Annotated in this window: 14 protein-coding genes; 10 read left to right on the top strand and 4 right to left on the bottom strand. The window is 55.6% G+C overall.

Translation table 11 applies throughout. The annotated features are described in order from the left end of the window. From F557_RS0114200 to uvrY, 10 genes are all read left to right on the top strand, one after another. The coding region (locus F557_RS0114200; RefSeq protein WP_019002887.1) for a PD-(D/E)XK nuclease domain-containing protein at positions 1 to 879 on the top strand (879 nt) is incomplete at its 5' end. Positions 880 to 1292: 413 nt separating this feature from the next. Then, complete coding sequence (locus tag F557_RS0114190; RefSeq protein WP_169335207.1) at positions 1293 to 3335, top strand: tetratricopeptide repeat protein; 2043 nt, start codon at positions 1293 to 1295, stop codon at positions 3333 to 3335. 62 nt (positions 3336 to 3397) lie between these two features. Next, on the top strand, positions 3398 to 3892 hold the full coding sequence (locus F557_RS0114185) for a hypothetical protein (protein WP_019002884.1): 495 nt from the start codon (positions 3398 to 3400) through the stop codon (positions 3890 to 3892). A gap of 9 nt (positions 3893 to 3901) precedes the next feature. Next, on the top strand, positions 3902 to 6055 hold the full coding sequence (locus F557_RS0114180) for a S8 family serine peptidase (protein ID WP_019002883.1): 2154 nt from the start codon (positions 3902 to 3904) through the stop codon (positions 6053 to 6055). Positions 6056 to 6115: 60 nt separating this feature from the next. Beyond that, on the top strand, positions 6116 to 8224 hold the full coding sequence (locus tag F557_RS0114175; protein ID WP_169335206.1) for a S8 family serine peptidase: 2109 nt from the start codon (positions 6116 to 6118) through the stop codon (positions 8222 to 8224). Positions 8225 to 8439: 215 nt separating this feature from the next. Beyond that, positions 8440 to 9108 (top strand): CDP-diacylglycerol--glycerol-3-phosphate 3-phosphatidyltransferase, encoded by a 669-nt coding sequence (pgsA, locus tag F557_RS20215; RefSeq protein ID WP_169335210.1) that lies wholly within the window; start codon positions 8440 to 8442, stop codon positions 9106 to 9108. Positions 9109 to 9155: 47 nt separating this feature from the next. Beyond that, positions 9156 to 9311 (top strand): hypothetical protein, encoded by a 156-nt coding sequence (locus F557_RS22365; protein ID WP_019002880.1) that lies wholly within the window; start codon positions 9156 to 9158, stop codon positions 9309 to 9311. After that, the gene (locus F557_RS0114160) at positions 9295 to 10173 is read left to right on the top strand and encodes a hypothetical protein (protein ID WP_019002879.1); all 879 of its coding nucleotides are present in this window, start codon (positions 9295 to 9297) and stop codon (positions 10171 to 10173) included. Before F557_RS22365 ends, F557_RS0114160 begins: the two co-directional genes overlap by 17 nt. Before the next feature lie 236 nt (positions 10174 to 10409). After that, positions 10410 to 17309: a C1 domain-containing protein gene (locus F557_RS20210; RefSeq protein WP_019002878.1), complete on the top strand. Its 6900-nt coding sequence runs from the start codon at positions 10410 to 10412 to the stop codon at positions 17307 to 17309. Between the two features lie 253 nt (positions 17310 to 17562). Then, a complete protein-coding gene (gene uvrY / locus F557_RS0114150) occupies positions 17563 to 18219 on the top strand; it encodes a UvrY/SirA/GacA family response regulator transcription factor (RefSeq protein WP_019002877.1) in 657 nt (218 codons plus the stop codon). Positions 18220 to 18530: 311 nt separating this feature from the next. Here uvrY and F557_RS0114140 read toward each other — a convergent pair whose 3' ends face one another. The 4 genes from F557_RS0114140 to F557_RS20200 form a co-directional block, all read right to left on the bottom strand. Further along, complete coding sequence (locus F557_RS0114140; RefSeq protein WP_019002875.1) at positions 18531 to 19619, bottom strand: glycosyltransferase family 4 protein; 1089 nt, start codon at positions 19617 to 19619, stop codon at positions 18531 to 18533. 171 nt (positions 19620 to 19790) lie between these two features. Continuing rightward, complete coding sequence (locus F557_RS0114130) at positions 19791 to 20468, bottom strand: electron transport complex subunit E (RefSeq protein ID WP_019002873.1); 678 nt, start codon at positions 20466 to 20468, stop codon at positions 19791 to 19793. Positions 20469 to 20544: 76 nt separating this feature from the next. After that, positions 20545 to 21168 (bottom strand): RnfABCDGE type electron transport complex subunit G, encoded by a 624-nt coding sequence (locus F557_RS21480; RefSeq protein ID WP_019002872.1) that lies wholly within the window; start codon positions 21166 to 21168, stop codon positions 20545 to 20547. Further along, on the bottom strand, positions 21161 to 22318 hold the full coding sequence (locus tag F557_RS20200; protein WP_019002871.1) for an RnfABCDGE type electron transport complex subunit D: 1158 nt from the start codon (positions 22316 to 22318) through the stop codon (positions 21161 to 21163). The genes F557_RS21480 and F557_RS20200 overlap by 8 nt, the downstream gene beginning before the upstream one ends. Between the last annotated feature and the right edge of the window lie 198 nt (positions 22319 to 22516).

Genomic DNA, 22516 nt, shown 5'->3' with positions numbered 1-22516 from the left:
GTAAATGACGCAGATGATAACGCTAATAAGGCTGACGGAAACAGCAATGATAACCGTGGCAAATACCGCCTTATTGACGTTTACAATCCTAATTCTGTCTGTAAGGCCGTCAGCAGAAACAGGTGCAGCAATTACTGGAGCAGCACGTCGTCAAATGAAGAGGTAATCCGCCTCATAAACATGAATTTTGACGGCATTAAAGACGATATTCTGAGCATGATTGCCGGGGGATCTGTCTCTTTCAATTTCAGCAGTTTTCAGAACGACATGGTTTCCCTGACCAAGAAGGATCAGATATTTTCTCTGCTGGTCTGTCTGGGCTATCTGGGCTGTAGCGGCCAGCCAGTTTCCGGAACCGAACGCTATGCCTACGTTCCGAACAGGGAAATCAGAGAAACTCTCATCGACATTGTCAGGGAGCAGCCCTGGTACAATGCCATGCCTGTTATCGCACGTTCTGAAAGGCTCTTTCAGGCCATAAGATCCCGGGATGCCGCAAATACTGCGGAAATAGTCGGCAGCATCCATAACTCTTCCTATGTTTCCGTTATCGGATACAACCGGGAGGAGGCTCTGGCGTTCTGTCTCATATCCGGGCTTATGTGGTGTGCTGAGAGCAGCTATGACAGCTTCCGGGAGCTTCCGGCCGGGAAGGGCTTTGCGGATCTGGTTTTTGTGCCAAAGATCAGAACGGATCTCCCGATCATGATTGTGGAGTTCAAACGGGACTCTAGCGCGGAGACGGCCCTGAAGCAGATAAAGGAACAGGACTATGCCGGAAGATACCGTAAGGACGGAGACGAAAGAGAGGTTCTTCTTATCGGGCTTAGCTACAATTCCGGCACCAGGGAGCATGAGTGCCTTATCGAGAGGATGTGAGGAGCAATCTTCGTCTGCCGGGATAATGAAATAAAAAAACAGAAATCAGAAATCAGAAATCAATGAAAGAGGCCTGGCCCCATGTTTCAAAGCCTCTGTAATTCCTGACAGGAGCACGGGGGAATCGGTACGGGATCGCATACAAAAACTGCCGGGGAGGCACCGGTCCCCCTTTTCCCCCGTGTCTTTTCCCTCCCGGAGCATGTTTTTCCGGGAGACGGTTCCCGTTTTTCCGCCATCCCTGAAAAATGCGTGACCCGATCCCCTAAAACGCTTTTTAAAATGCGACTCCGGGTGTGCTCTGTAATATAATCACGCGATAACTGGTATTTTATTGTGAGCTGCTTTTGCAGATTTTAACCGCAGGCAGAAAATCAGCGCAGATGTTCAGGCAGTATTTTGGAATTTTAGGTATGAAATCAGGTTTTTGTCTCTCTATTCTGGCCGCGGCCGTGGCGACCATGCTTTCAGGGTGCGGCAGCAATGCCGAGCTTTGCCAGAAAAACTTTCAGGCCGGGAATTACGGAGACGCGCTTAAGTACTGTTCCGCCGATACGAAAAACCAGGAGTCCCGCTATACCGAAGCTCTGATAAACATTGATGCCATGATTCCGCTTTCTGATCAGACCCGGGGGCTGGCGGTTATGAGCGAGCTGGCCGCTTCAGGCGATCACCGGGCGATTCTGAAGCTGGCCCGGGTTTATTCCCGGGGCGCCGGCTCCATCGGGCAGGATCCCGACAAGGCTCTCGAGTACTACCGTCAGGACGTAGCGCACTGGGATCCCGAAAGCCTTCTGGAATATGCCGCCCTGGCTATTGGCAGAAACCGGGCTTCCGAGGTTCTGCCTGTTCTGGAGGAGCTGGTTACTGCCGGTAACAATGCCGCCCGGAAGCAGCTCGGCATGTATTTCGTCATGAAGAAGAATCCTACCGAGCAGGATTACCTCCGGGCCATTGATCTTCTGAAGCCGGTGGCGGAAGAGGGGGATGCGGAAGCACCCTATACCCTGGGCTGGATCTACCGCTTCCAGGAATTTGTCAGAGATCCGGTGCTGGCCGAGAAGTACTTCTGCATGGCTGCGGAAAAGGGCAATCATCTGGCTGCCGACATGATGCTCACCATTTCCCGGGAAAAATATCAGGAAAACAATACTCCCGAAACCCGGGCAAATTTCCGGAAGTGGATTCGTATCAATGCCGACTATGGCGCTCACAATGCGGAAAACCTCATGGGGCTGGACTATCTCACCGGATTTATCGGTAACGATATCGAGATCAACGAGGAAGAGGGGCTCAAGTGGCTGATCCGTTCCGTTGACGGCGAGAACGTCAACGGCATGTACTATCTGGCCAAGTATTATCTCCACCGCTATCAGACCCCGGAGTATTTCCGGAAGGCGGCCATTCTTCTCCGGGAAGCGGCTCTCCGGGGGCAGAACGATGCCTCCCGGGATCTCGGCGAGTACCTGGTGCAGGGGCGGCTCAGCTTTTCTGAAAACGAGGCTGAATCCCAGGAAACCCGCGAGGAAAACCGGAGACTGGGCTACTATTTTCTGGACAAGGCTTCCCAGGCCGGAGACTATAAAGCCTCCGAGCGTCTCGGGGCACTTCTTATCAGCGGCAAGTACGGTGTCAGCGAACCCGAGGAGGGTGTGAAGATTCTCGAGCTGGCCATGCGCCAGGGTTCCCGGGTGGCCCCGTGCATCCTTTATGAGGTCTACCGTGACGGCATGGGCAGCATTGCCCAGAATCACCGTAAGGCGGTGTCCTACCTTTATACGGCGGTGGAGGCCGGCAATACCGAGGCGGCGCTTTATCTGGCAACCCTTAAGGAGAATGGCCGGATGGGGGTGGCGCGGGATACGAATGCCGCCCTGAATCTTCTCAGGGATGCCTGCAAGGTAAACGAGCCCCGGGCCTGCTACCGTCTAGGAGAGCACTATCTCCGGGCCAGGGAGCCTGATTATGCCAAGGCCTATGATTATTTCACCCGGGCGGCATCCCGCGGCATGCCGGAGGCCTACAACACTCTGGGCAACCTGTCCTATGAGGGGAAGCTGGCACCGGATTCCGAGAACCAGTCCAATATTCAGGCGGCCATGAAGTACTATGCCCAGGCTGCTGAAAAGAAGTATCCCGAGGCCATGGAGAATATGGCCCGTCTTTACGAGGATGGCCGGATGTTCCGTGAGGCTTACCGGTGGTATATGGCTGCCGAATCCTGCGGAGCCAGAAATTCCCGCGGCGAGAGTCTGCTCCAGAAGCTGTCCAGTGATGAGCGGGACGGAGCCCAGGATGGCGTTCAGGAGTTTCTGAAGACGAACGGCTGTACCGCCGAGGCCGGCAGCACTGACAAGGTCAATGAAGTGTCAAGCCTGGTATCCCGTACCGCTGATGCCGCTCCGGGGTCGGAAGTCCGTCTTTATGACAGAAAGGGCAATAAGGGTTTTAAGTGATTTCGGGGAGTTTGGGAAACGCTGTTTCCTGCCCATGTCCGCTAGTTTGCTGAGGTATTGAAATGAAATTTGTCAAATCTTTCGTCTGCGGTGCTCTGGCCGCTCTTTCAGTTTCCGCCGGTGCTCTGGCCGGTGATTTCACTGTCGACATTGCGGGAACCCGTTTTCAGGTATGGACCGGCTACCGCATTGCGGCCGGAACTGCAGATGGCGAGCTCCCGGAGGGAGTTCTGGGTTTCTGGGGCTCCGACAGTGTGGTTTATCCTGCCGCGGCTCCGGACCCGGTTCCCGGGAAGGGCATTGCCTTCGTCCGGGTACCCCAGAGCGTTTTCGGGGGTGTTCTGAAGAATGCCGTATATGTAAGATGCCGCACGCAGGAGAACTGCATTCCGGACGAGCTGGCCCCCCAGGCCGAAAAGATGTCCCGGAAGGGCTACCGGGTAATCGTGGACAGCTTTGCCGGCTGGCAGGATGCCGTGCGCCTTCTCAGCACTGCTCCCGGTGTCAGGGAATGGAATCCTGATATTGATTACAACACCAGAGCTGAAGTTCAGTAGGAGTCTGTCATGAAAACCGGAAAAATTTCCCGCGCCATAATGCTGGCGCTTCTGTCGGGAGCCCTGGCGGCCTGCGGCGGCGGTTCCTCCCATGATAACGCTCCGGATCCCGAGCCGGATCCGCAGCCCCAGCCTCAGCCGCAGCCGGATCCCCAGCCTGACCCGGGACCCGATGATGACAATACCGGGGCGGATCCCGCACTTGAATGTACCGGAACCCAGGTAACCGTCGACGATACGGCGCTTTATAACCGTGTGGTTTCCGGTCTCGATATTCTGAGCGGTCCCGGTACCGTAGCCCTCCCGTTTGTTAAAAAGATCCGGGACGGCGGCAGGTTCGGAGAGGTGACTCTGGGAGCCGACAACCGGTATGTTTATACCTTTGATGCCGCCGGCCTTACTGATGACTTCAGCGAGACCGCCGACGAGATTACCTACTATGACAGGGACTGCGTGCTGCATTCCCGGAAGGTGCTTCTCTATTCGGATCCGTTTGTGCCCGAAATGTGGCATCTCCGCAGTACGGGTACCCAGACTGCCTACAATGAGGAAGGTGCGGTATCATCTCCGGGAGTTGATCTCAATGTCAGAAAAGCCTGGGCGGACGGAGTCAGCGGCCGGGGCATTACCGTGGCCGTCATTGACGACGACCTGGAGGAAAATCACCCGGATCTCAGGGATAATCTTTCAGAAAGGCCCACTATCAGGCTGAGCTCCAACAACACAGCCGGACACGGAACCGCAGTGTCCTCTCTGATTGGTGCCGTGGCCGGCAACCTGGAGGGGGTGCGCGGGGTAGCCTACAATGCCAGACTCCGGGGCGTCATCGGCTATATTCCCTTCCTGGGATCCTACATGTCTGAAGCCTATACCAAAATTGCCGAGGATGCGGACATCAGAGTCATTAACAACAGCTGGGGCGTTACCGAACCGTATTTTGAGTCATCACCTGTCCGGAGACAGCTTCTGGATGATTTTGCGGACAGCGGGGTGGTTTTTGTAAAGGCCTCCAGCAACTACTTCGCCAATAATCGCGGCGTCAGCAAATGCGCCTCCAGAGGAATAAGCTGTCATCTTCCCATGAACGTGGAGGAGGATATTCATCCGGCCAGCATCATTACGGGAGCAGTGGCTTCGGACGGTTCTCACGCTTCATACTCGGATGAGGGATCCAACCTTCTGGTGACAGCTCCGGGCGGCGAAAAGTTCTCTACCGGCACCCTGGGGATTATCTCTGCTGACATGACAAGCTGCTCTCTGGGAGCGGCAAAGGGAACCGAAACCACGGCCTTTATGAACGGTTCTCTGGAATATGACGGGGTCTATCTCAATCCCGACTGCGATTACCGGAACAATTTTTCCGGCACCTCGGCGGCCACCCCCCTCGTGTCCGGAGCGGCGGCGCTGGTGCTGTCCCGGGATCCCGCCCTGACCGTGTGGCAGGTGCGCTATGCTCTGGCCGGCACTGCCCGAAAGCCTACGGAAAATCCTGAAGTGACGGTAAAGTACGAAGGGGTCTATGTTTACAAGGGCTGGGTGGAAAACCGGGCGGGCTTCAGCTTCAGCAACCGCTACGGCTTCGGTCTTGTGGATGTCTCCGCCGCAGTTGACAAGGCTGCGGACTGCCGCAATGACGAGCGCTGCCGGATTCGGGGCCAGGAGCCGGTGGAGTTTATTTCCAATGATGATCCGGTTTGCGAGGACATTTCCGGTGACGTGATGCTGAGTTCCGGCTACCGGTGCGTTTTCCGGAACTTCCGGGCTAACAGCTATGATTCCTCAAAGACCTACGATATTGAGAATATTACCGTCAATATCGGAGCCACGGCCTTCAAGCCCTCACAGGACTCCTCCGTGTCCGTTACGGATTTCTGTACCGGAGCCTCCTTCCTGGAGCAGCCCTCCAGCATTAACAACCGCAAGGCTCTGGCCGAGGTGCAGATCGACGTGGAATCTCCTGCGGGAACCCGGAATATCATGAAGCCGCTTTATGCCAATTATTCCGGGAGCCGGGACGGCACGCCTTTAAGACTGCTGTCCAACGCCTTTATGGGAGAGGATTTCCGATCCGGGGACACGGTGACAGTCTATCTGTACTCCACCTGTCCTCTGGCAAATCCCATGGCGGGCGGTTCGGTTACTGTACGGGCTTTTGAAAGATAGTTTTTTGCCGCGGTGATTCGTTTACGGAACTGCCGCGGCCCTGATTTTATGGAGCATTTCATGTTTCCCAGAATTGTTTCCCGGCGCCTTCAGGCAGCGGTTGCCATTATGGCAGGGCTGTCTCTGGCAGCCTGCGGCGGCGGCTCTTCTAAAAAAGGCTCCTCCGGCGATGATGACTATATAGAGATTATTGATGACAACAGCGGGGCGGATACCACGCTGGAGTGCGATGCCTCCCAGGTTGAGATTAATGATCTCCGGGGTAACCGGGTGGTACTCGGTATTGATGCCTTTACCGGAGCCCGGCGGGAGGTGCCGCTTCCCTTTGTGAAAAAAATCCGTTCCGGCGGCCGCTACGGCAGAGTTTATCTGGGGGAGGACAATGTTTATGTCTATTCTCTGGATCCGGCCTATGCCGGGAATCCTGCGGGAGTTCCGGCACTGGCGGACACGATTACCTGGTATGATGGCGACTGCCGGCTGCATTCCCGTCCGGTGGCGCTGTACGCGGATCCGCTGCTTCAGGAGAGCTGGCATCTTCTGAGCACCGGCAGTCAGAAGGGGTTCCGGGAACTGGTTCCCAGTGCGCAGCGCGGCATTGACGTGAACGCTCCCGGGGCCTGGCAGCGCGGATTTTCAGGTGCCGGGGCTACGGTGGCGGTGGTGGATACTCACGTGGACAGTACGCATCCCGATATCAGGCCGCAGTTCCGGGCGGAGCATGTTTACAGCTCCTATCAGAAACCTCATGGCACCAACGTTGCGGGACTTATCGCCGGAAGCTGCGGAAATTTTGAGGGCGGCTGCGGGGTGGCTCCTGCTTCAGAGATTGTTTCCTATGAGGGGTATTACGACTCTATCCCCCGGCTGACGGAGCTCTTTATGAACGCCTTTCAGGATGAGCCATCCGTTAGAGTGGCCAATGGGAGCTGGGGTGCTCTTAATCCGTTTTTTTCCGGAAATGCGGCATTACAGGCGTCGCTGGACATGGTGGCCGATGCGGGGGTGCTTCTGGTCAAGTCGTCGGGAAACGGCTATGAGCAGTTTGAGCAATACAGTGACTGCCATGAAAAGGGCGTGTCCTGCTTTGCCTCGGTCTATGACGAACCCGGAGTCTATCCGGCCACAGTGGTTGTCGGAGCGGTATCTCCCACCGGATCCAGTACTTCCTATTCCACGCCGGGCTCCAGTCTTTTGCTCGCTGCCCCGTCCGGTGATGATTACTATCCGGCGCTTATTACAGCTAATCAGGACTTTTCCTGCAGCGGGGAGCCCGGACAGGAGCTGGTTTATTCCCTGATTCTTAAGGGGAAGAATCCTTTTCAGGAGATTTCCTGCTATCGCTATACCAATATGTTTGCGGGGACTTCTGGGGCGGCACCTCTGGTAACGGGAGTGGCGGCTCTGGCACTGTCGGCCAATCCGGATCTCACGCTCTGGCAGCTCCGTCATGTGCTGGCGGAGAGCGCCCGTAACGATACCGAGATTTCCGGCATGAACGGAGACGAGGTGGTGCGGGACCGGGGCCTTACCGTGAATCAGGGCTGGATTCAGAATGCCTCGGGACGCCGCTTCAGCAACCGTTACGGTTTTGGAATTCCGGATGCGGAGCGGGCGGTGGATCTGGCACTGAACTGCGCCTCCGATTCCGGATGCCGTATCCGGGGGGCAGATCCCCTGGAATTCCGCTCGCAGACGGTGTCCTGCCAGCCGCTGTTCGCCGACAGCTACTTTGCAAGCTCCTATACCTGTGTATTCTCCGGCTTTAATCTGGACGGAGCGGATCCCGATACCAGCTACGAAATAGAAAGTGTGGTGCTGGATACCGGGAAGACAGATTTCAGCGCCGATGAGTATGCCAATAATCTGGACTGTGCCGGAGTGTCCTTTGACTTTCTGAGTCCCACTCTGGAAAACAGCTTCTGGGCACTGTCCCGCTTGCAGACCGAGATTAAGTCTCCCTCCCACACCCTCAGTGTTCTGAAGCCCCTTCATGCGGTATTTCTGGGCAAGAGCTCCGGTTCCGGCTGGAGAAACATGACCAACGCTTTCCGGGGAGAAAGCTTTTCCGGCGGTGACAGCTTTAACGTGAACATCTATTCCTGGTGTCCTCTGCAGATGCCGGTTATGAGAGATGCTTCCGTGGCGGTTACCGTGTTCCGGAAGTAGTACAGGGGCCCGTGCCTCCCCTTAATTCCGCTGCTAGCAGAATGCCGGGAGGAAACGGGGACCGGAAAGCCGCTGATCTTTTTTCGGTGTCTCCTGACAGCGGTTTTCCTATCATTTCCCGAATGGTGTATAATTCCCGCGGGAGGGCCGCCGGAACCGGTTCTTCCGGATACTGTGAAGAGGGATGGAGAATGCAGAACAATAAAAACGCAATGATGTACAGAATCCCGAATGCGCTGACCATGTTCAGGGTGATTCTCATTCCCTTCTATGTTCTTTTTTATTATCTTCCCTTTAATTTTAGCAATTTAGTGGCGGCACTGATTTTTGTCATTGCCTGCCTTACTGACCTTCTGGACGGCTACCTGGCCAGAAAATGGCAGGTATGCTCCCGCTTCGGCGCCTTCCTGGATCCGGTGGCAGACAAGATCATGGTCTGTGTGGCCCTGATTCTTATGGTCAGTCATTACAGCAAGTACGAAGCCAGTTATTTCCCCTATATCAGTGTTTTCATTACCCTCTGCGCCATTGTGGTGGTATCCCGGGAGATTGTGATAAGCGCACTCAGGGAATGGATGGCCGAAATCGGCAGCCGGGCCCGGGTGGCTGTAAGCTGGATCGGCAAATGGAAGACTACCATTCAGATGATTGCCATTGCCGGACTAATCTGGCGCCATGATCTCTGGATGGTGTATGCGGCGCTGGTGATGCTGCTTCTGGCGGTGGTTCTTACCATCTGGTCCATGGTGGATTACATTATTGCCGGAGTGCGGGCTATAAATGAAAAGTCCGCCCCGGCTCCGGAAGCCGGAGCCTGTCAGGCTGAGCCGGCTGACTCCGGCATTTCTCCGGAGGCCGCTTCTGACGCTCCTGAAGGAGTCTGACTGCCGGCAATCCTGGATTTTGCATCGCATTTCATGAGGGCTGATTCATGACCGAGGATCCCATCCTGGCCAACACCTCCACCGGATCCCGGGATTTTTCCGGAGAGGTTCCGTCTGTCCGTCCTGCAGAGGCGCTTCCCGGCGCCGGGACTCAGCTGTCCGTTTCCGGCCGGGAAGCGGTCAGAAATGATTTTTTATCTTGATGCCTATCGCCGCTTTGACAGCCGGAATACTGTTCCCTGCAGCTTTTGCGGCGTTCCGGTACTGCCCTGGATGCACTACTGCCCCCTCTGCGGAAAACCGCTGTTTCCGGAGTCAGGGGAGCTTTCGGAAGCTAGCCGCTTTCCGGTTCCCGGAAAGTCCCTGGGAGATCCCCTGAAGCTCCGGGCCCGGCGCCTTCATTCCAGCATGCTTGTCCAGCTTTTTGTTCTGTGCGCAGTCCCGGTGTCGGCGCTTCTGGCTCTGGTTTTTGCGGTGCTTAATGCCGGATCGGTGCTGCATGCCGCACTGACCGTGCTGGTAAAAAAACTTCTTGGGCCGGTGCTTTCGGTAATTCTGGGGCTGGACTTCGGTGCCGTTACCATGACCCAGCTTCAGGGGGAATACCTGTCCCTGGCCGCAGAATACGGCGATAAGGCGCTGTTCTGGGCGGAATCCTTCGTGGCCTCCCCCTTCCTCATTCTGATGATCTTAGGCATCTGGGCCCTGGCAGTATCCGGAGGCGCTTTCGGAATCTTTACCGCCCGGGATTACCCGGATCAGCGCCGGCTGGTGCGGGGAACCTTTCTGGCGGCACTTTTTTCGGTGCTGGCTTCAGGTGCTGCCGTGGCCATAATCTATACCTCCTGGAATTTCACTCTTCTTCTGGCCGCCTGCAATGTGGCGGTTCTGGCCGGAACCTGGCTGTGCTGCCGCTTTTTCACGGTCAAGGGAGCTCTCCGGCGCTTTTATCGCGGGGAAATCCCGGTCAAACCCGGAAAGCTCCTTCTGTGCGCCGGGGTCGGCAGCGTGCTTCTGTGCCTCCTGGCACTGGATATTCTGGCAGCGCCGCTGCTTTTCATGTAGGGAGTTTATGGCAGTGGGGCGGTTTTGGGGCTCCGGAGGGGGTGAATTTTCTGCAGCTCCCTAAAAATCAGCGTTTCCCGGCGAAAAAATTTGAATATAGTGATCTGTTATAAAAAACTTTTTGCGCGTCTTTGGCAAAATAGCAGGATAGGGTGGGCTTTCTCCATTAATTTACGCGTGAGATCTCCGAAACGGAGACGGCGATATATGTCAGTTGTTACAGGGAATTTTTTAGTATGACTAGCAATAAGGATACCGTTAACATGCATCTCGCGGCACTGGTACGTGATTTCATCATATACGTAGACCACGAATGCTTTGAGCATCCTGACGAACTTCAGCGCTTTCTGGGCGACTCTTCCCAGTATTTAAGACGTTACAACAGAAAAGTGGTGGTCAATACTGACTATGTTACCGGTGCCCAGAAGACGCTGTCAGACGAAAGCAAGCTTCACGCCAGCATGCAGCGTATCGAAAACTCCGGACGTCTGGAACGTCTGGACAGCGAGGATATCGAAACGGCGATAAGCACGCTTCTTGAGAAGGACAATGTACTTTTGATTACCCAGGACCGCCCCCTGGCTGATGCCGTGTTCGGAGCCCCCCGTTTTCAGGAACTGACCCAGCTTTATATTAAAACCATTGCCGAAACTGCCGAAATGCAGGATTTTCCGGGAATCCGTCCCAAAAAGAGCGTTCCCCTCGGAAATTCTCCCATGCAGGCAGCAACGATCAGACACATTGTTATCGATATCAGCTCCCTTAAGTTTGAGTGGACCTCTTTCTTCCTTGAGGATCTCTCGGCCCCGCTGGTGCTTAATCAGCATCTTTTTACTATCTATGTTCTTAACCGCCAGCTGGAGGAAGCCAGAAAGGAAGGCGAAATCAGCCGTGCTGTGCACCGCATTTACGGTCATTTCAATCATGAAAACACAGCAGAGGTCAGAGATGAGCTCCGGTTCAAGAATGATGAGAAGGCTATTCAGAAACTGCGTACGCAGGGAAATGTGGCGGTGCTTACCTTCACCCCTGCCCGGGCCGGAGTCTTTTTTAACTTCAATGATGCGGATCTTTCAGGAAGAGCGGTGCTGCCGGTTTCCTATTCTGACGGCAGGATTACCGCCGATTTCCAATGCCCGTGGCGCCGTGATATTCTGGCGCTTTTTGAACACCTGGCCGGTGAGGTTAAAGAGGACAGTTTCGATAAATATGAAAAAATTGCTGAGAAGGAAAAAATCGCTTCTGCACAGGAGGAATCGAAGAGCATTCTGGTATCTTCTGAACGAGTCGGCGCTCTCTTGAAGAATCAGAAGCGCGAACCGGATGACGGCTCGGTGGTGACACCGATGAACAAGCCGGTCGACAGTGTTCAGATTGACATTCCCGAGGCTCAGGAAGTGGTAAATCCCGGACTGGCGGCTCCTCATGTCGATATGGGCACCATAGATCCGGATAAGGGAGTTTCGGGGCAGATGGATGCCATCATTCCCAATGTTCCCCGTCAGAAAAGCAAGCGTCCGTTTGACCCTGTATCCGGGATGTTTGACACCGGTCGCAGCTCTCATTCCCAGAAGAACAAGTCCCGCACCGTTTCCCTGTTCGGTGATGAGGATTCCCGCAAGAAGCCGGTGACCGGATTCCGGGAAGGCTTTGAGGATAATGCAGCCCGGAACGCCGAACCCGCTTCAGCCGCTGTTCCGGAACCGTCTCCGGCAGTAGCTCCGTCTCCGGCTCCGCTTCCTGAGCGTCCCGTAAGAAAGGATTTCGGGAAGGTTGCCGAGGTGGCTCAGGCGGCTGTTACCGCTATTGAGAATTCGGACTTTCTGAGAGCGGAGGTCAATCCGGATCCCCTGCTGACTGCCACCGGTGTCAATGCCGCTCCCCGGAATACCGGCTCCTCCTCTGCTGACGACCTGATTACCGAGTCCTTTGTATCCCTTAATCCGGTGGAGGTGGCTCCTATTGAAAGCGGTGATGCCTTCACGGGAGAGGGAATCGAAATTGAGGATCTTGCCCAGGAAGGCAGAAAGCGCCAGGAAAAAATGGAAAAGGAGCAGAGTGAACGGCTCTCGCGTCCTGGCCGGGTGATTAAGCCTATTGCTCCTCCTGATCCGGCTCTTGAGAAGCGCAGCAGGGCTCCTGAGAGCAGCTCCCCCCTTTCCGGCAGCGGCAGAATTGCGGCTCCGGCTGCGAGTCTTAATCCTGACGGCATGATTCAGAATCCCAACGCCCCGGCACTTGGCGGTGTTTCGGGCCCCGGGGCCGGATCCAGTGAAAGAACCGGTATTCTGAACCCCGGCGCTCCTTCTCTGGGCGGCTTCTCCGGAAGCAGCGCCGTCTCCGGTGAAAGAACCGGCATTCTGAACCCCGGCGCTCCTTCTCTGGACGGATTTTCCGGAAGCAGCGCCGTCTCCGGTGAAAGAACCGGCATTCTGAACCCCGGCGCTCCTTCTCTGGGCGGCTTCTCCGGAAGCAGTCCTGTTTCCAGTGAAAGAACCGGCATTCTGAATCCCGAGGCACCTTCTCTGGGCGGCTTCTCCGGAAGCAGTACTGTTTCCAGTGAAAGAACCGGTATTCTGAACCCCGGAGCGCCTTCTCTGGGCGGAACGTCATCTGCTGAAAGCGGGCGCATTGATCCTTTGCCGCTCCGGAACCCGGAAGCTCCGTCTCTGGAACCCATTTCTTCTGCTAATGCGGCCCCCGCTCCTCAGGAGGTTCCTGCAGAGACTGCTGCGGACACTGTTACCGGGAAGACTCTCCTGGAGGATACAGCCCCGGACGCTGCGGTTACTGCGCCGGATCCGGACTTTGGTGCTTCTTCAGAGGCTCCGGAGGATCCCGAGCTTATGAAGTCCTTTGCGGCACTGAGAGCCGGCTTCCGTTCCCGTAAAGAAAATCCGGCCGCCTCTGAACCGTCAGCACCCGTTAGCGGAGAGGTGCCGGAGGAGACCGTCTCCTCTGGTGAACCGGAAGAGGGAGCTCATTCTGCCTCTGAACCCGAGACCATCTCCGGGCCGGAGCCCGCTCATATTCCCGCAGAGCCGGAAGCGGAGATCCCGTCTCCAAAAGCCCCGGAGGCCGGCCCCGAACCGGTTTCCGCTTCTGAAAGTGCTCCGGAGGAGGCCTCTCTGCCCGATGAAGTCCCGGCTCAGGAAAGCTCTTCAGGTAAGGATAACCTCATAAATGCCCTCCTGGGACAGAAAGAGTCTGCCGCGGATCCGGCTACGGAAACCGCGGGCGCTGCTCTGACTTCCGCAGAACCGGCTCCGGAAGGCGTGTCCCCGTTTTCTGCCCCGGAGGAGACTCCAGAGGCCGGCACTCTTTCCGGAGAGGAAAAGCCCTCCGGAAAGGATACCCTCATAAATGCTCTCCTGGGGCAGAAAGAGACTCCAGAGGATCCGGCTTCAGAAGAAACTGAGAGCGCTCCGCTGACTTCCGCTGCACCGGCCTCAGAAGCAGCGTCCCCGGTTTCTGATCCGGAGGAAGCTTCACAGGATGACACTCTGTCCGGTGAGGCAAAGCTCTCCAGAAAGGATGACCTCATAAATACTCTCCTGGGACGGAAAAGCTCGTCTCTCCAGCCGGGTACGGAAACTGAGACTGCCGCTTCTCTGGCTCCGGAGCCGGAAGCAGAGGCCGTGCCTTCTGCTTCCACGGAACAGGATTCCGCTTCTGACAGTCTGGATGACGATCTTCTGGTGGCGGCCGATGCGCCGGACTCCCGTCCTGCTGCTGCGGAGGATGATTCCGCTTCCGGCAGTGCCCCGGAAACTACTCCCCGGGCTCCGGAATTCAGCAGCAAGACAGATCTTCTGAAATCTCTGGCCGGCACAGCCGCTAAGGCCGGGAATTCCGGTTCCTCCTCCGGCGGGAATGGCGCTTCGAAGCCTGCCTCCTCCGGGGCCTTCAATATGGAAACCTTCCTGGGACGCAAGATCCCCAAGCCGGTGAAGAAGAAGGTCGAGGAGGAGACCGAAAATGCCTACGGCCATCGCAATCTTAAGCTGAAGGGCAGCGCCGTGGGCTTTACGCTGCCCCCGGAGCAGCAGGCCAGACTGGAGAAGCGCCGGGAGCAGGAAAGACTGCAGCGCGAAGCCGAAGAGAAGGCCCGCCTGGAGCAGGAACAGGCTGCGATCCGCATGCGCGAGGCTCTTGACCGTTCCCGTTCCGAGGAGCTTAAGAAGAATGCGAAGAGCTGTTCCGAGGTTCCGGAATCTGAACTGGTTGTTAAGGATACCCTTAATCCGGTAATGCCGGAAGGGCGTCAGCTTAATTCCGGCAAGCCTGATGTGGCTCTTATGGGAGTGCAGGACGATACGCCGGACGAACTGGCAATTACCGAGGAGGAAGCCCGCCTCCGTGAAAAGTACCGTGCCGAGGAAGAACGCCTGGCCCGCGAAGAGGCTGCCCGCAATGCCCCCAGGATCAACAAGGAGGAGCTCTTCCAGGATCTTATGAAGAAGAACTCTTCGATTAAGGAGCAGCGCGAGGAAGCCGAGAAGGAAGCCAAGAAGGAACGGAAGCGCAGTATTCTTGATAAATTCAAGAAGAAGAACGAGGAGATGGAGAACAAGCAGCGTTCCCGTGCCGAGCTTGATTCTGTCGAGCCGCCTGCGCAGCCTGCGGGTGGTGTCAGGACCGAGAAGGCCGAGAAGAACGGACGTTCCATTGAGCTTTCCGGCAATACCACCGGCTTTACTCTTAATCAGGATCAGATGGACGCCATCGAGAAGCATCGTGCCGAACTCCGCGATATTGAGGAGAAGGAGCGGCTGCAGAAGCTGGAATGGCAGAAGCCGAAGGAGAAGCATGATCCTACTAACTTCCAGCTGACCGAGCAGGCCTCCGTCTTCAAGATGAATGAAGAGGATAATGAAAAGTTTGCCAGAAAGCGTGAAATCAACAAGATGGCCCGCGGTGATGCTGCCGTGGCTGAAAAGGAGAGACAGGAGAAGGAGCATGAGGAGCTTATCCGGCAGATTAATACCGTCAAGGCCATAGAGGAATACGATCTTGACGGCCGGACTTCCGATTTCGTCTTTGACCCCAGCCAGGCAAAGACTTCCGGTTCTGCCGATCTTGAAGATTTCGTTATGACTCCGGAAAGACAGGAAAAGCTCCGCCGTTTTGAGGCCAGCCAGCGTCCTGAAGTGGAGGTCAAGAGGGATCTCGGCGGAGCCAGCATGTTCCGCAGCGAGGAAGGCATGGTCAAGAAGCGCCGTGCCGGTACCGGACGCCGTACCGGTGCGATTACCGGTTTTGATGCCGGGCTTCTGAGCGATCAGCGTCAGAAGGTGGTGCATGCCGCGACTAATGAAGAGCGCAGCGTGCAGGATCTGGCCGCGGTGGATCGGGCTATTATGGAACGGGTGAATGCCCTCAATCAGCAGTCCTCCGAGCAGCCGAAGCCCCAGATCCGGACTACGGTCACCCAGGCAGTGGAGTCCCGGACCGTCGAAGTGGTGGCCCAGAGGAGCCTGTCCTCCGGCGCACATGTTTCGCTGGATGTTTCCCGGGAAGCTCCGGACAATTCCGAGCTGGCCGTCCAGACTGCCAGCAGGGCTCCGGTTCCCGAATCCGAAGCTCCGGAGTCCTCTCAGGTGACTCTGGATCCGCATGCGGCGGTAGAATCCCGTACCACGGTAGCGGAAACCCATGTGTTCGGCTATACCGGAAAGCCCTACAAGCCGCCTGTAGATCTCGGCATTATCAGTATTCCGACCTTCGGGGATACGGTAATTATCAATAACCAGCGGCGGACCCTGGACCGGCCTCTGGTAATGAGCCAGAGCCTGGCTATTTTTGAGAATGACGAAAACACCGTGATCCGTATTTTTGGAAACAGTGTTCTTAATGCCAATATGATTGCCAAGCTGCTGGCTATGATTGAAACTCCGGTTTCCATGAAGGGGATTGACTGGCCGCTGACTCTGGCCAAGAATGAGTCCGGAGATATTGTGGGCTGCGTTCTCAGCAAGGAGAATACCTCCTCGCTGCAGAGCCTCTGCAAATCACTGGATTCCTCCTCCTTTGTCATTATCAACCGGAAGAATCTTGTGAAGATGGCCATCAGCCTGGTTGAAAAGGTAGTGGCCCTCAACAAGATGAAGATCTTTATCGGCGAGGGGGACATGAACTCCATTGTGGTGGACGGCGACGACGAGGTTTCCTTTGTCAATATGGAGCGCTGCCAGATCGGTGACTATCTCTATACCAGAATGTCCAGCGGCATTGTGCCTCCGGAGCTTAACGACGAAGAGCAGAACTGCGCTGACGAGCTTTCAGACCGCTACGTGGTGGCTGAGGCGCTGTTCCGTATGTTCTTCCTGGGCCGTGCCCCCTATGTAATGAGCAGACGGCAGGGCGTTCTGGAGAATCAGTACTCGGCATTCCGCTTCCCGACAAACTATTACGACGAAATGACCGCCCCGAAGGACATCAGCCTTTATATCTGGAGCTTCTTCCCGGAATATATCCGGAAGGCCTTTATTGATACCCTGAACTATGGCTATCATAACCGCGAGCTCCGGGTGGACTGCCTCCGCTGGCTCTTCTTCCTGAAGCGCTGGCTGGAGGATTTCGAGCAGGACAAGCTGTCTCCTATGGCTTATGAGATTAAGCCTTCCCGGATGAATATCGGTAATTCTTCGGAAATGGTGCCCTGCAAGATCTGCAGATGCCCGGTTACCAAGACGGAGGCGGTGGCGACTGACGGACTTTGTCATCACTGCTTTACTACCCGTGGGAAGATGCATGTCTGCGACTGCTGTAACCGCGAGTTTATGGTAAGCTACCGCGATCTCATGGTGGGAAGCGAGGAATCCCGCAGTATCTGTCATGACTGCCGCGTGAAGTTCCACCGGATCAACGCCATAGTGAAATGCCACAGCTGTTCCCGTAACTATACGGTTTCAGACGGCGATCTCACCATGTTCGGAGAACGGGTTTACAGTACCTGTCCGGATTGCATGAAGAAGATCCGTGCCCGGGAGGCACTCGGTCTTGCCGGTACTCCCGAGATGACCGAACCTTTGAAGCGTCCCGGCACCCGGGATGTGATAAATGCGCTGATGGCTGGGAAGAACGGCGGCACTGCCCAGAAGGCGGCGGATAACTCCGAAAATCCGGCCTCCTAATCAGGTGTGCAATGAGATTCCCCGGTTTAACTTTTGTTTAACAGTTCTTATCGGGGGATTTTTTATGTTGTTTTCTCATAATTATCGCAATTTTTTGCCGAGATGTTTGACGGCAGGCGGTTTCAGGATCATAATTGTCAGTGCGCTGCAGTTTGTTTGCAGCCTGCAGCGCGGATTCTGAGCGGTATTGCACTGCGAAGATTGGTCTGACTGACCGGATATAACTGTCCAGTCCGTTGTGGGATGTATTAAATTGATTAGTTTATACCTTGTTGACGATCATGATCTGGTTCGCGCCGGTATTAGAAAGATTCTGGAAGATTTCCGGGGACTTAAGGTTCTCGGGGAAGCAACCACTGGCGAAGAAGCTGTAGCCTGGTGCCGGGAACATCAGGTGGATGTGGTGCTGATGGATGTCAGCATGCCCGGAATCGGCGGTCTTGAAGCTACCAAGCGCATTCTGCGCTATAACCCCGACAGCCGGGTGCTGATGCTGACCGTGCATACCGATGATCCCATTCCGGCCCAGGTGCTGAAGGCCGGAGCAGCCGGTTATCTCACCAAGGGGGCGGCTCCTGAGGAAATGCTGAAGGCCATTCAGGAGGTCTATGCCGGAAGACGCTACCTGGAGCCGGACATTGCCCAGCGTATGGCTCTGGAACGCTTTCCGGGGAACGGGAAGCATGAAGTCGGTGATGACTGCAATCCTTTCGGGATTCTGGCAGAACGGGAGTTTCAGATCAGCGTGATGATTGCTCAGGGCCACAAGGTCAGCGAGATTGCCGATAAGCTGGCTATCAGCCCCAAGACCGTAAATTCCTACCGTTACCGGGTGTTCAAGAAGCTGGGGATCAGCGGCGATGTGGAGCTTACCAGGCTTGCCCTCCGGCACAGCATCGTACCCCGCTAGATCCGGGAGGGGCCCCGTTTCGGGCAGTGGGGGGAGCTCCTGGCGGAAATGAATGCGAAGCCGGCAGAGAATTAGCAGATCATATGGAAAATGGCGTCAGACGGCGCCTTTTTTTATACAAGCGGGTGGTAACAGGTACCCAGCTGACCAGCTTTATGCTGTTCCGGATCTTCCCTGTTTCGGCTTTTTGGGAAAAGCTCAGCCTCCCCGAAAAGTTTTCCTATGCCGATCCTCCGCGCTCCGGGAAGCTCTGAAGCCAGCCTGTGCCGGCTGCTCTTTCTGAATACGTGACGGCGGCACTTCCGGGGCTGCTATGATTTTATCCGTCCTTCGAGAATATCCTGATAAAGCCTCCAGTACCGGTCTGCCATGTGTTCCGGAGCGAATTTTGCGAGATTTTCCGCGGCGCCGGCAGTCAGCGTCTGTTTCAGCTCGGTGTTTCCGTACAGTCTTTCCATAGCTGCCAGAAGAGCAGCGCTGTCACCGTTCGGAAACAGGAGTCCGGTTCTGTTATGAATGACCACCTCGGGAATGCCGTCAGCGTCCGAGGCGATTACCGGAATCCTATGATCCATGATATCCAGCAGTACCGAGCCCAGACCTTCGTTGCGGGACGGGAATACAAAGTAATCCATGCATTCAATATAGTTCATGACATCATTTTTGAAGCCGGCCCATTCAATTTGCGGCACATCCGCAGATTCGGCCCGGAGTGTTTCCTCATCGGCGCCGGCTCCCAGAAGAACAAAGCGGGCCTCCGGATGCTTTCTGACAAATTCCCGGGCAGCTGCGATAAGAATCCGCTGTCCCTTGTGCCGGTCTACATAGGCGCCAATATGGCCGAATACCGGATGCCCCGCATAGCCTTTTCTGATTTCCGCCACCCGTGCGGGATCAGCTTCCTGGTGGGTAATGGCATCGTAGATCAGGAATATTCTGCCGCTGAAGTTCAGATCCCTGCCGAAGCTCCGGATGACCGATTCCCTGATGGACTGGGAAATGCTCACTGTGGCTGCGGCAGTCCGGTATACAAATCTGTTGAACATATTGTTTCGCACCAGCTGGGGAACCCGGCGGCATATTACGAAGGGGGTTCTGAAAAGCAGCCGGTGAATGGCGGCCCAATGGCAGGCTTTGGCCTCGTGAGCCTGATAGATGTCAGCCCGTACCCTGCCGGAAAAGTGGCCTCCCAGGGCTCCCGCTACCGGAACAATGTCCAGATCCGGAACATCCTCCAGATATGCGGGAAGGGCGCTGTTTCTGTGGCATATAAGCACCTGCCGGAGATCGGGCCGGGCGATTTTAAGGTGCTTTATGAGAAGAACGGTCTGTCTTTCTCCGCCGCGGAAGCCTTTGGCAAGATTTATGTGGGCGATGGATGATATGGATGAAGCAGTCATGCGATTTTCTCCTGATACCTTCCGGAAATCATAGCAGAACCGGCGGCGCAGCGGTACAGAAACAGCTGTTTCTGTTACTAAAACGGCAGGCTGTCGCAAATGCGGAGCGAAAGCTAAAGCTTCACCAGGAAAATCCGGCAGGGAAAAGCTGTGCCTGCCGGATCAAAACCGCTAGTTCACGCTGGTAATTTCTGCTTCCCTCTTGTCGAGACGCTTTTTGCGGTAACGGCTGTCCAGAAAATTTTTACCGGCTACCAGAAGTCCGAGGGAGATAAATGCCCCCGGCGGAAGTATGGCAATCAGCAGTCCCTGATCACTGCTGAAAACCTGGGTCTTCAGGTTTGTTCCGAGATCTCCGATAAGCTGGTCCATGCCGGAAAACACTGTTCCCTGGCCGACAAGCTCCCGGATCATTCCGATAAACAGCAGTACCAGAGAAAATCCGGCGCCGTTGGCAATGCCGTCCGTGAAGGAATGGATAATGCCGTTACGGGAGGCAAAGGTTTCGGCCCGGGCAATGATAATGCAGTTTGTCACGATGAGGGAGATATAAAGACCGAGAGCCTGGTAGAGCTCGGGGGTGTAGGCCTCCATCAGCAGCTCCACGCAGGTAACGATGCTGGCGATGATAAGCACGTAGATAATGATGCGGATCTCATGAATGATGATCCTCCGGGTCAGGGAGATCATAAGATTGCTGACGGAAAGCACTATGATGGTGGCGATACCAAGTCCCAGGGCGTTTACCGCAGTTGAGGATACGGCCAGAAGCGGACATAGCCCCAAAAGTTGCACCAGTCCGGGGTTTTTTGACCAGAGGCCGTTTTTCAGAATTTCCGTAATCGTCATTGCCTGTTTTTCCTGAGTTGTAAATAAGCCGCATTCTCCGTTCCCGTTACTCCGGGGATCTCATCCGCAAAACGGGTTACTCGCTGTCGCAGACCGGGAAGCTTCCGGGATCCGCTTTCCGGAGCTTTTCCAGCATGCTGCCGGTAGATCTGGCTACTGCCCGCGGGGTTACAGTGGCGCCGGTGTAGTAGTCAAAATCGCCCCCGTCCTTCTTTACGTTGAAGTTTCTGTTTTCCAGAGATGCGCCGGCAAAGCTGTCCAGAAAGCCTCCGCTGCTCCGGAGTACCTTGTCGCCGAGTCCCGGAGTTTCATTAAACTGCTCGATGTCGGTATAGGTGATGGTGCCGTCAGCACTGACTCCGGCGACCATGGTAAAGGGGGAGCTGTAGCCGCCGATAACGCTGTAGTTTACGATATAACCGACAGTTTCGGTACCCTTGCGGACGGTCATAACCCTCATGAAAGTGTTTCCGGGGCCGGGAAGAAGGTGGCAGTCAGCTGCAGGATCATTGTCGAAGGATTCCGGATTGAACAGCCTGGCGAATCTGGCATTCCGGGCATTGATTTTTCCGGCGGCGATAACGTCTTCGGTAATGCTGCTGACGGAAAAAATCAGACAGAGGCACGCAAAGGTTACCCCGGACAGGGTGAGTCCGGCCTTGAGATATTTCATTTTGGGGTTTTCAGGTGTATCAGTCATGTTCGTGCAGAACCTCAGGCGAAGAACCGGCACCGAATTCTCTTCGGCGGGTCAGAATGGAAATCAGCGGAGCCGCGGCATTTCCCAAAAGCACGCTGAAGGCCATGGCGTCGGGGTAGCCGCCCAGATTGCGGATTATTACAAAAAACACGGCCACCGTGGCGCCGAAGATCCAGGCACCCTGCGGCTTTGGCACGGCAGTGACCGGATCGGTAATGATGTAGAAGGCCCCGAATATGGTGGCTCCGAATACCAGATGCCACAAAGGGGAGAGGAAGGCATCGGGATTGGCCAGCCAGAATACTGTGGCAAGAGCGCCGGTAACAGACAGAAAGGATACCGGAATGCGCCAGTCAATAATCCGGAGTACTATAAGAGGCAGTCCCCCGAGAAGAAATGCCAGGGCCGTGGCGATGTGTCCGATAAAAAGCCAGGGAAGACTGCCGGTCCCGAGAGTGCCCTCGGTCCAGCCCTGAAGCGAGGCGTCAGGATTTGAAGGAACCGGTCTTTCGTGCATGGCATCAGTCAGAAAGGTGGGGCCGGTAAAGCTGTCTGCCAGCCGGAAATACTCATGACGGTCTCCCGGAAGCTCCAGACTTTCCAGTATTGCCTGCTGCGTTTCGCGGCGGGCGGCATCGCGGGCGGCAGAGTTTCCGAACATGATGGCGGCACTCCTGGAAAATGTGAGATGATTCCAGTTGCCGGGAACCGGAGAAACATAGCTGGTCATCTGCACGGGGGAGCTTATCAGAAGAAAAACAAAGGCCGCCATAGCGGGATTGAAGATGTTCTGTCCCAGCCCTCCGAAGGCATGCTTTACGAGAGCAATGGCAAATACGGAACCGATAACGGAAAGGTGCCATGGCAGGAGCTGCGGCAGGGCGAGTCCCAGAATTACGGCGGTAACCGCGGCGGAGCTGTCGCGCCACAGCAGGTTGAGATGCCGTTTCCGGAGCCGGAGCAGGATCCCCTCGGTTACGAGACAGGAAACGAGACAGAGCAGGATATTGATAAGCACCCCGAAGCCGTAAAGGTAAATATTGACCAGCACCGCCGGAATCAGGGACAGGAGCAGAATTTTCATAATCCTGCCGGTGGCGGTTATACCAAGGTCATGCGGGGCACTTTCCAGGGTGAAGCTGCTGTTCATGTGTTAAATTCCTTTGTGTTCTTTATCTCATGGAGCGATTCCGGAGCGGGGCAGAAAATTCTGCCGGTGATTATTCTCCGGGATTCACTTCTCACTGTTATTCCCGGATCCGGCCTTCTGCGCCTTCAGAGCGGCCATTTTTTCCCGGGCAATGCGGATTTTGTCTGCCGGGGAAAGTGTTCCGGTTTCCGGGGCAAC

It is taken from the genome of Succinimonas amylolytica DSM 2873 (assembly GCF_000378405.1).
Lineage (GTDB): Bacteria > Pseudomonadota > Gammaproteobacteria > Enterobacterales > Succinivibrionaceae > Succinimonas > Succinimonas amylolytica.
The sequence above is the reverse complement of the archived record's forward strand: the minus strand, read 5'-3'. Positions and strand labels throughout refer to the sequence as shown.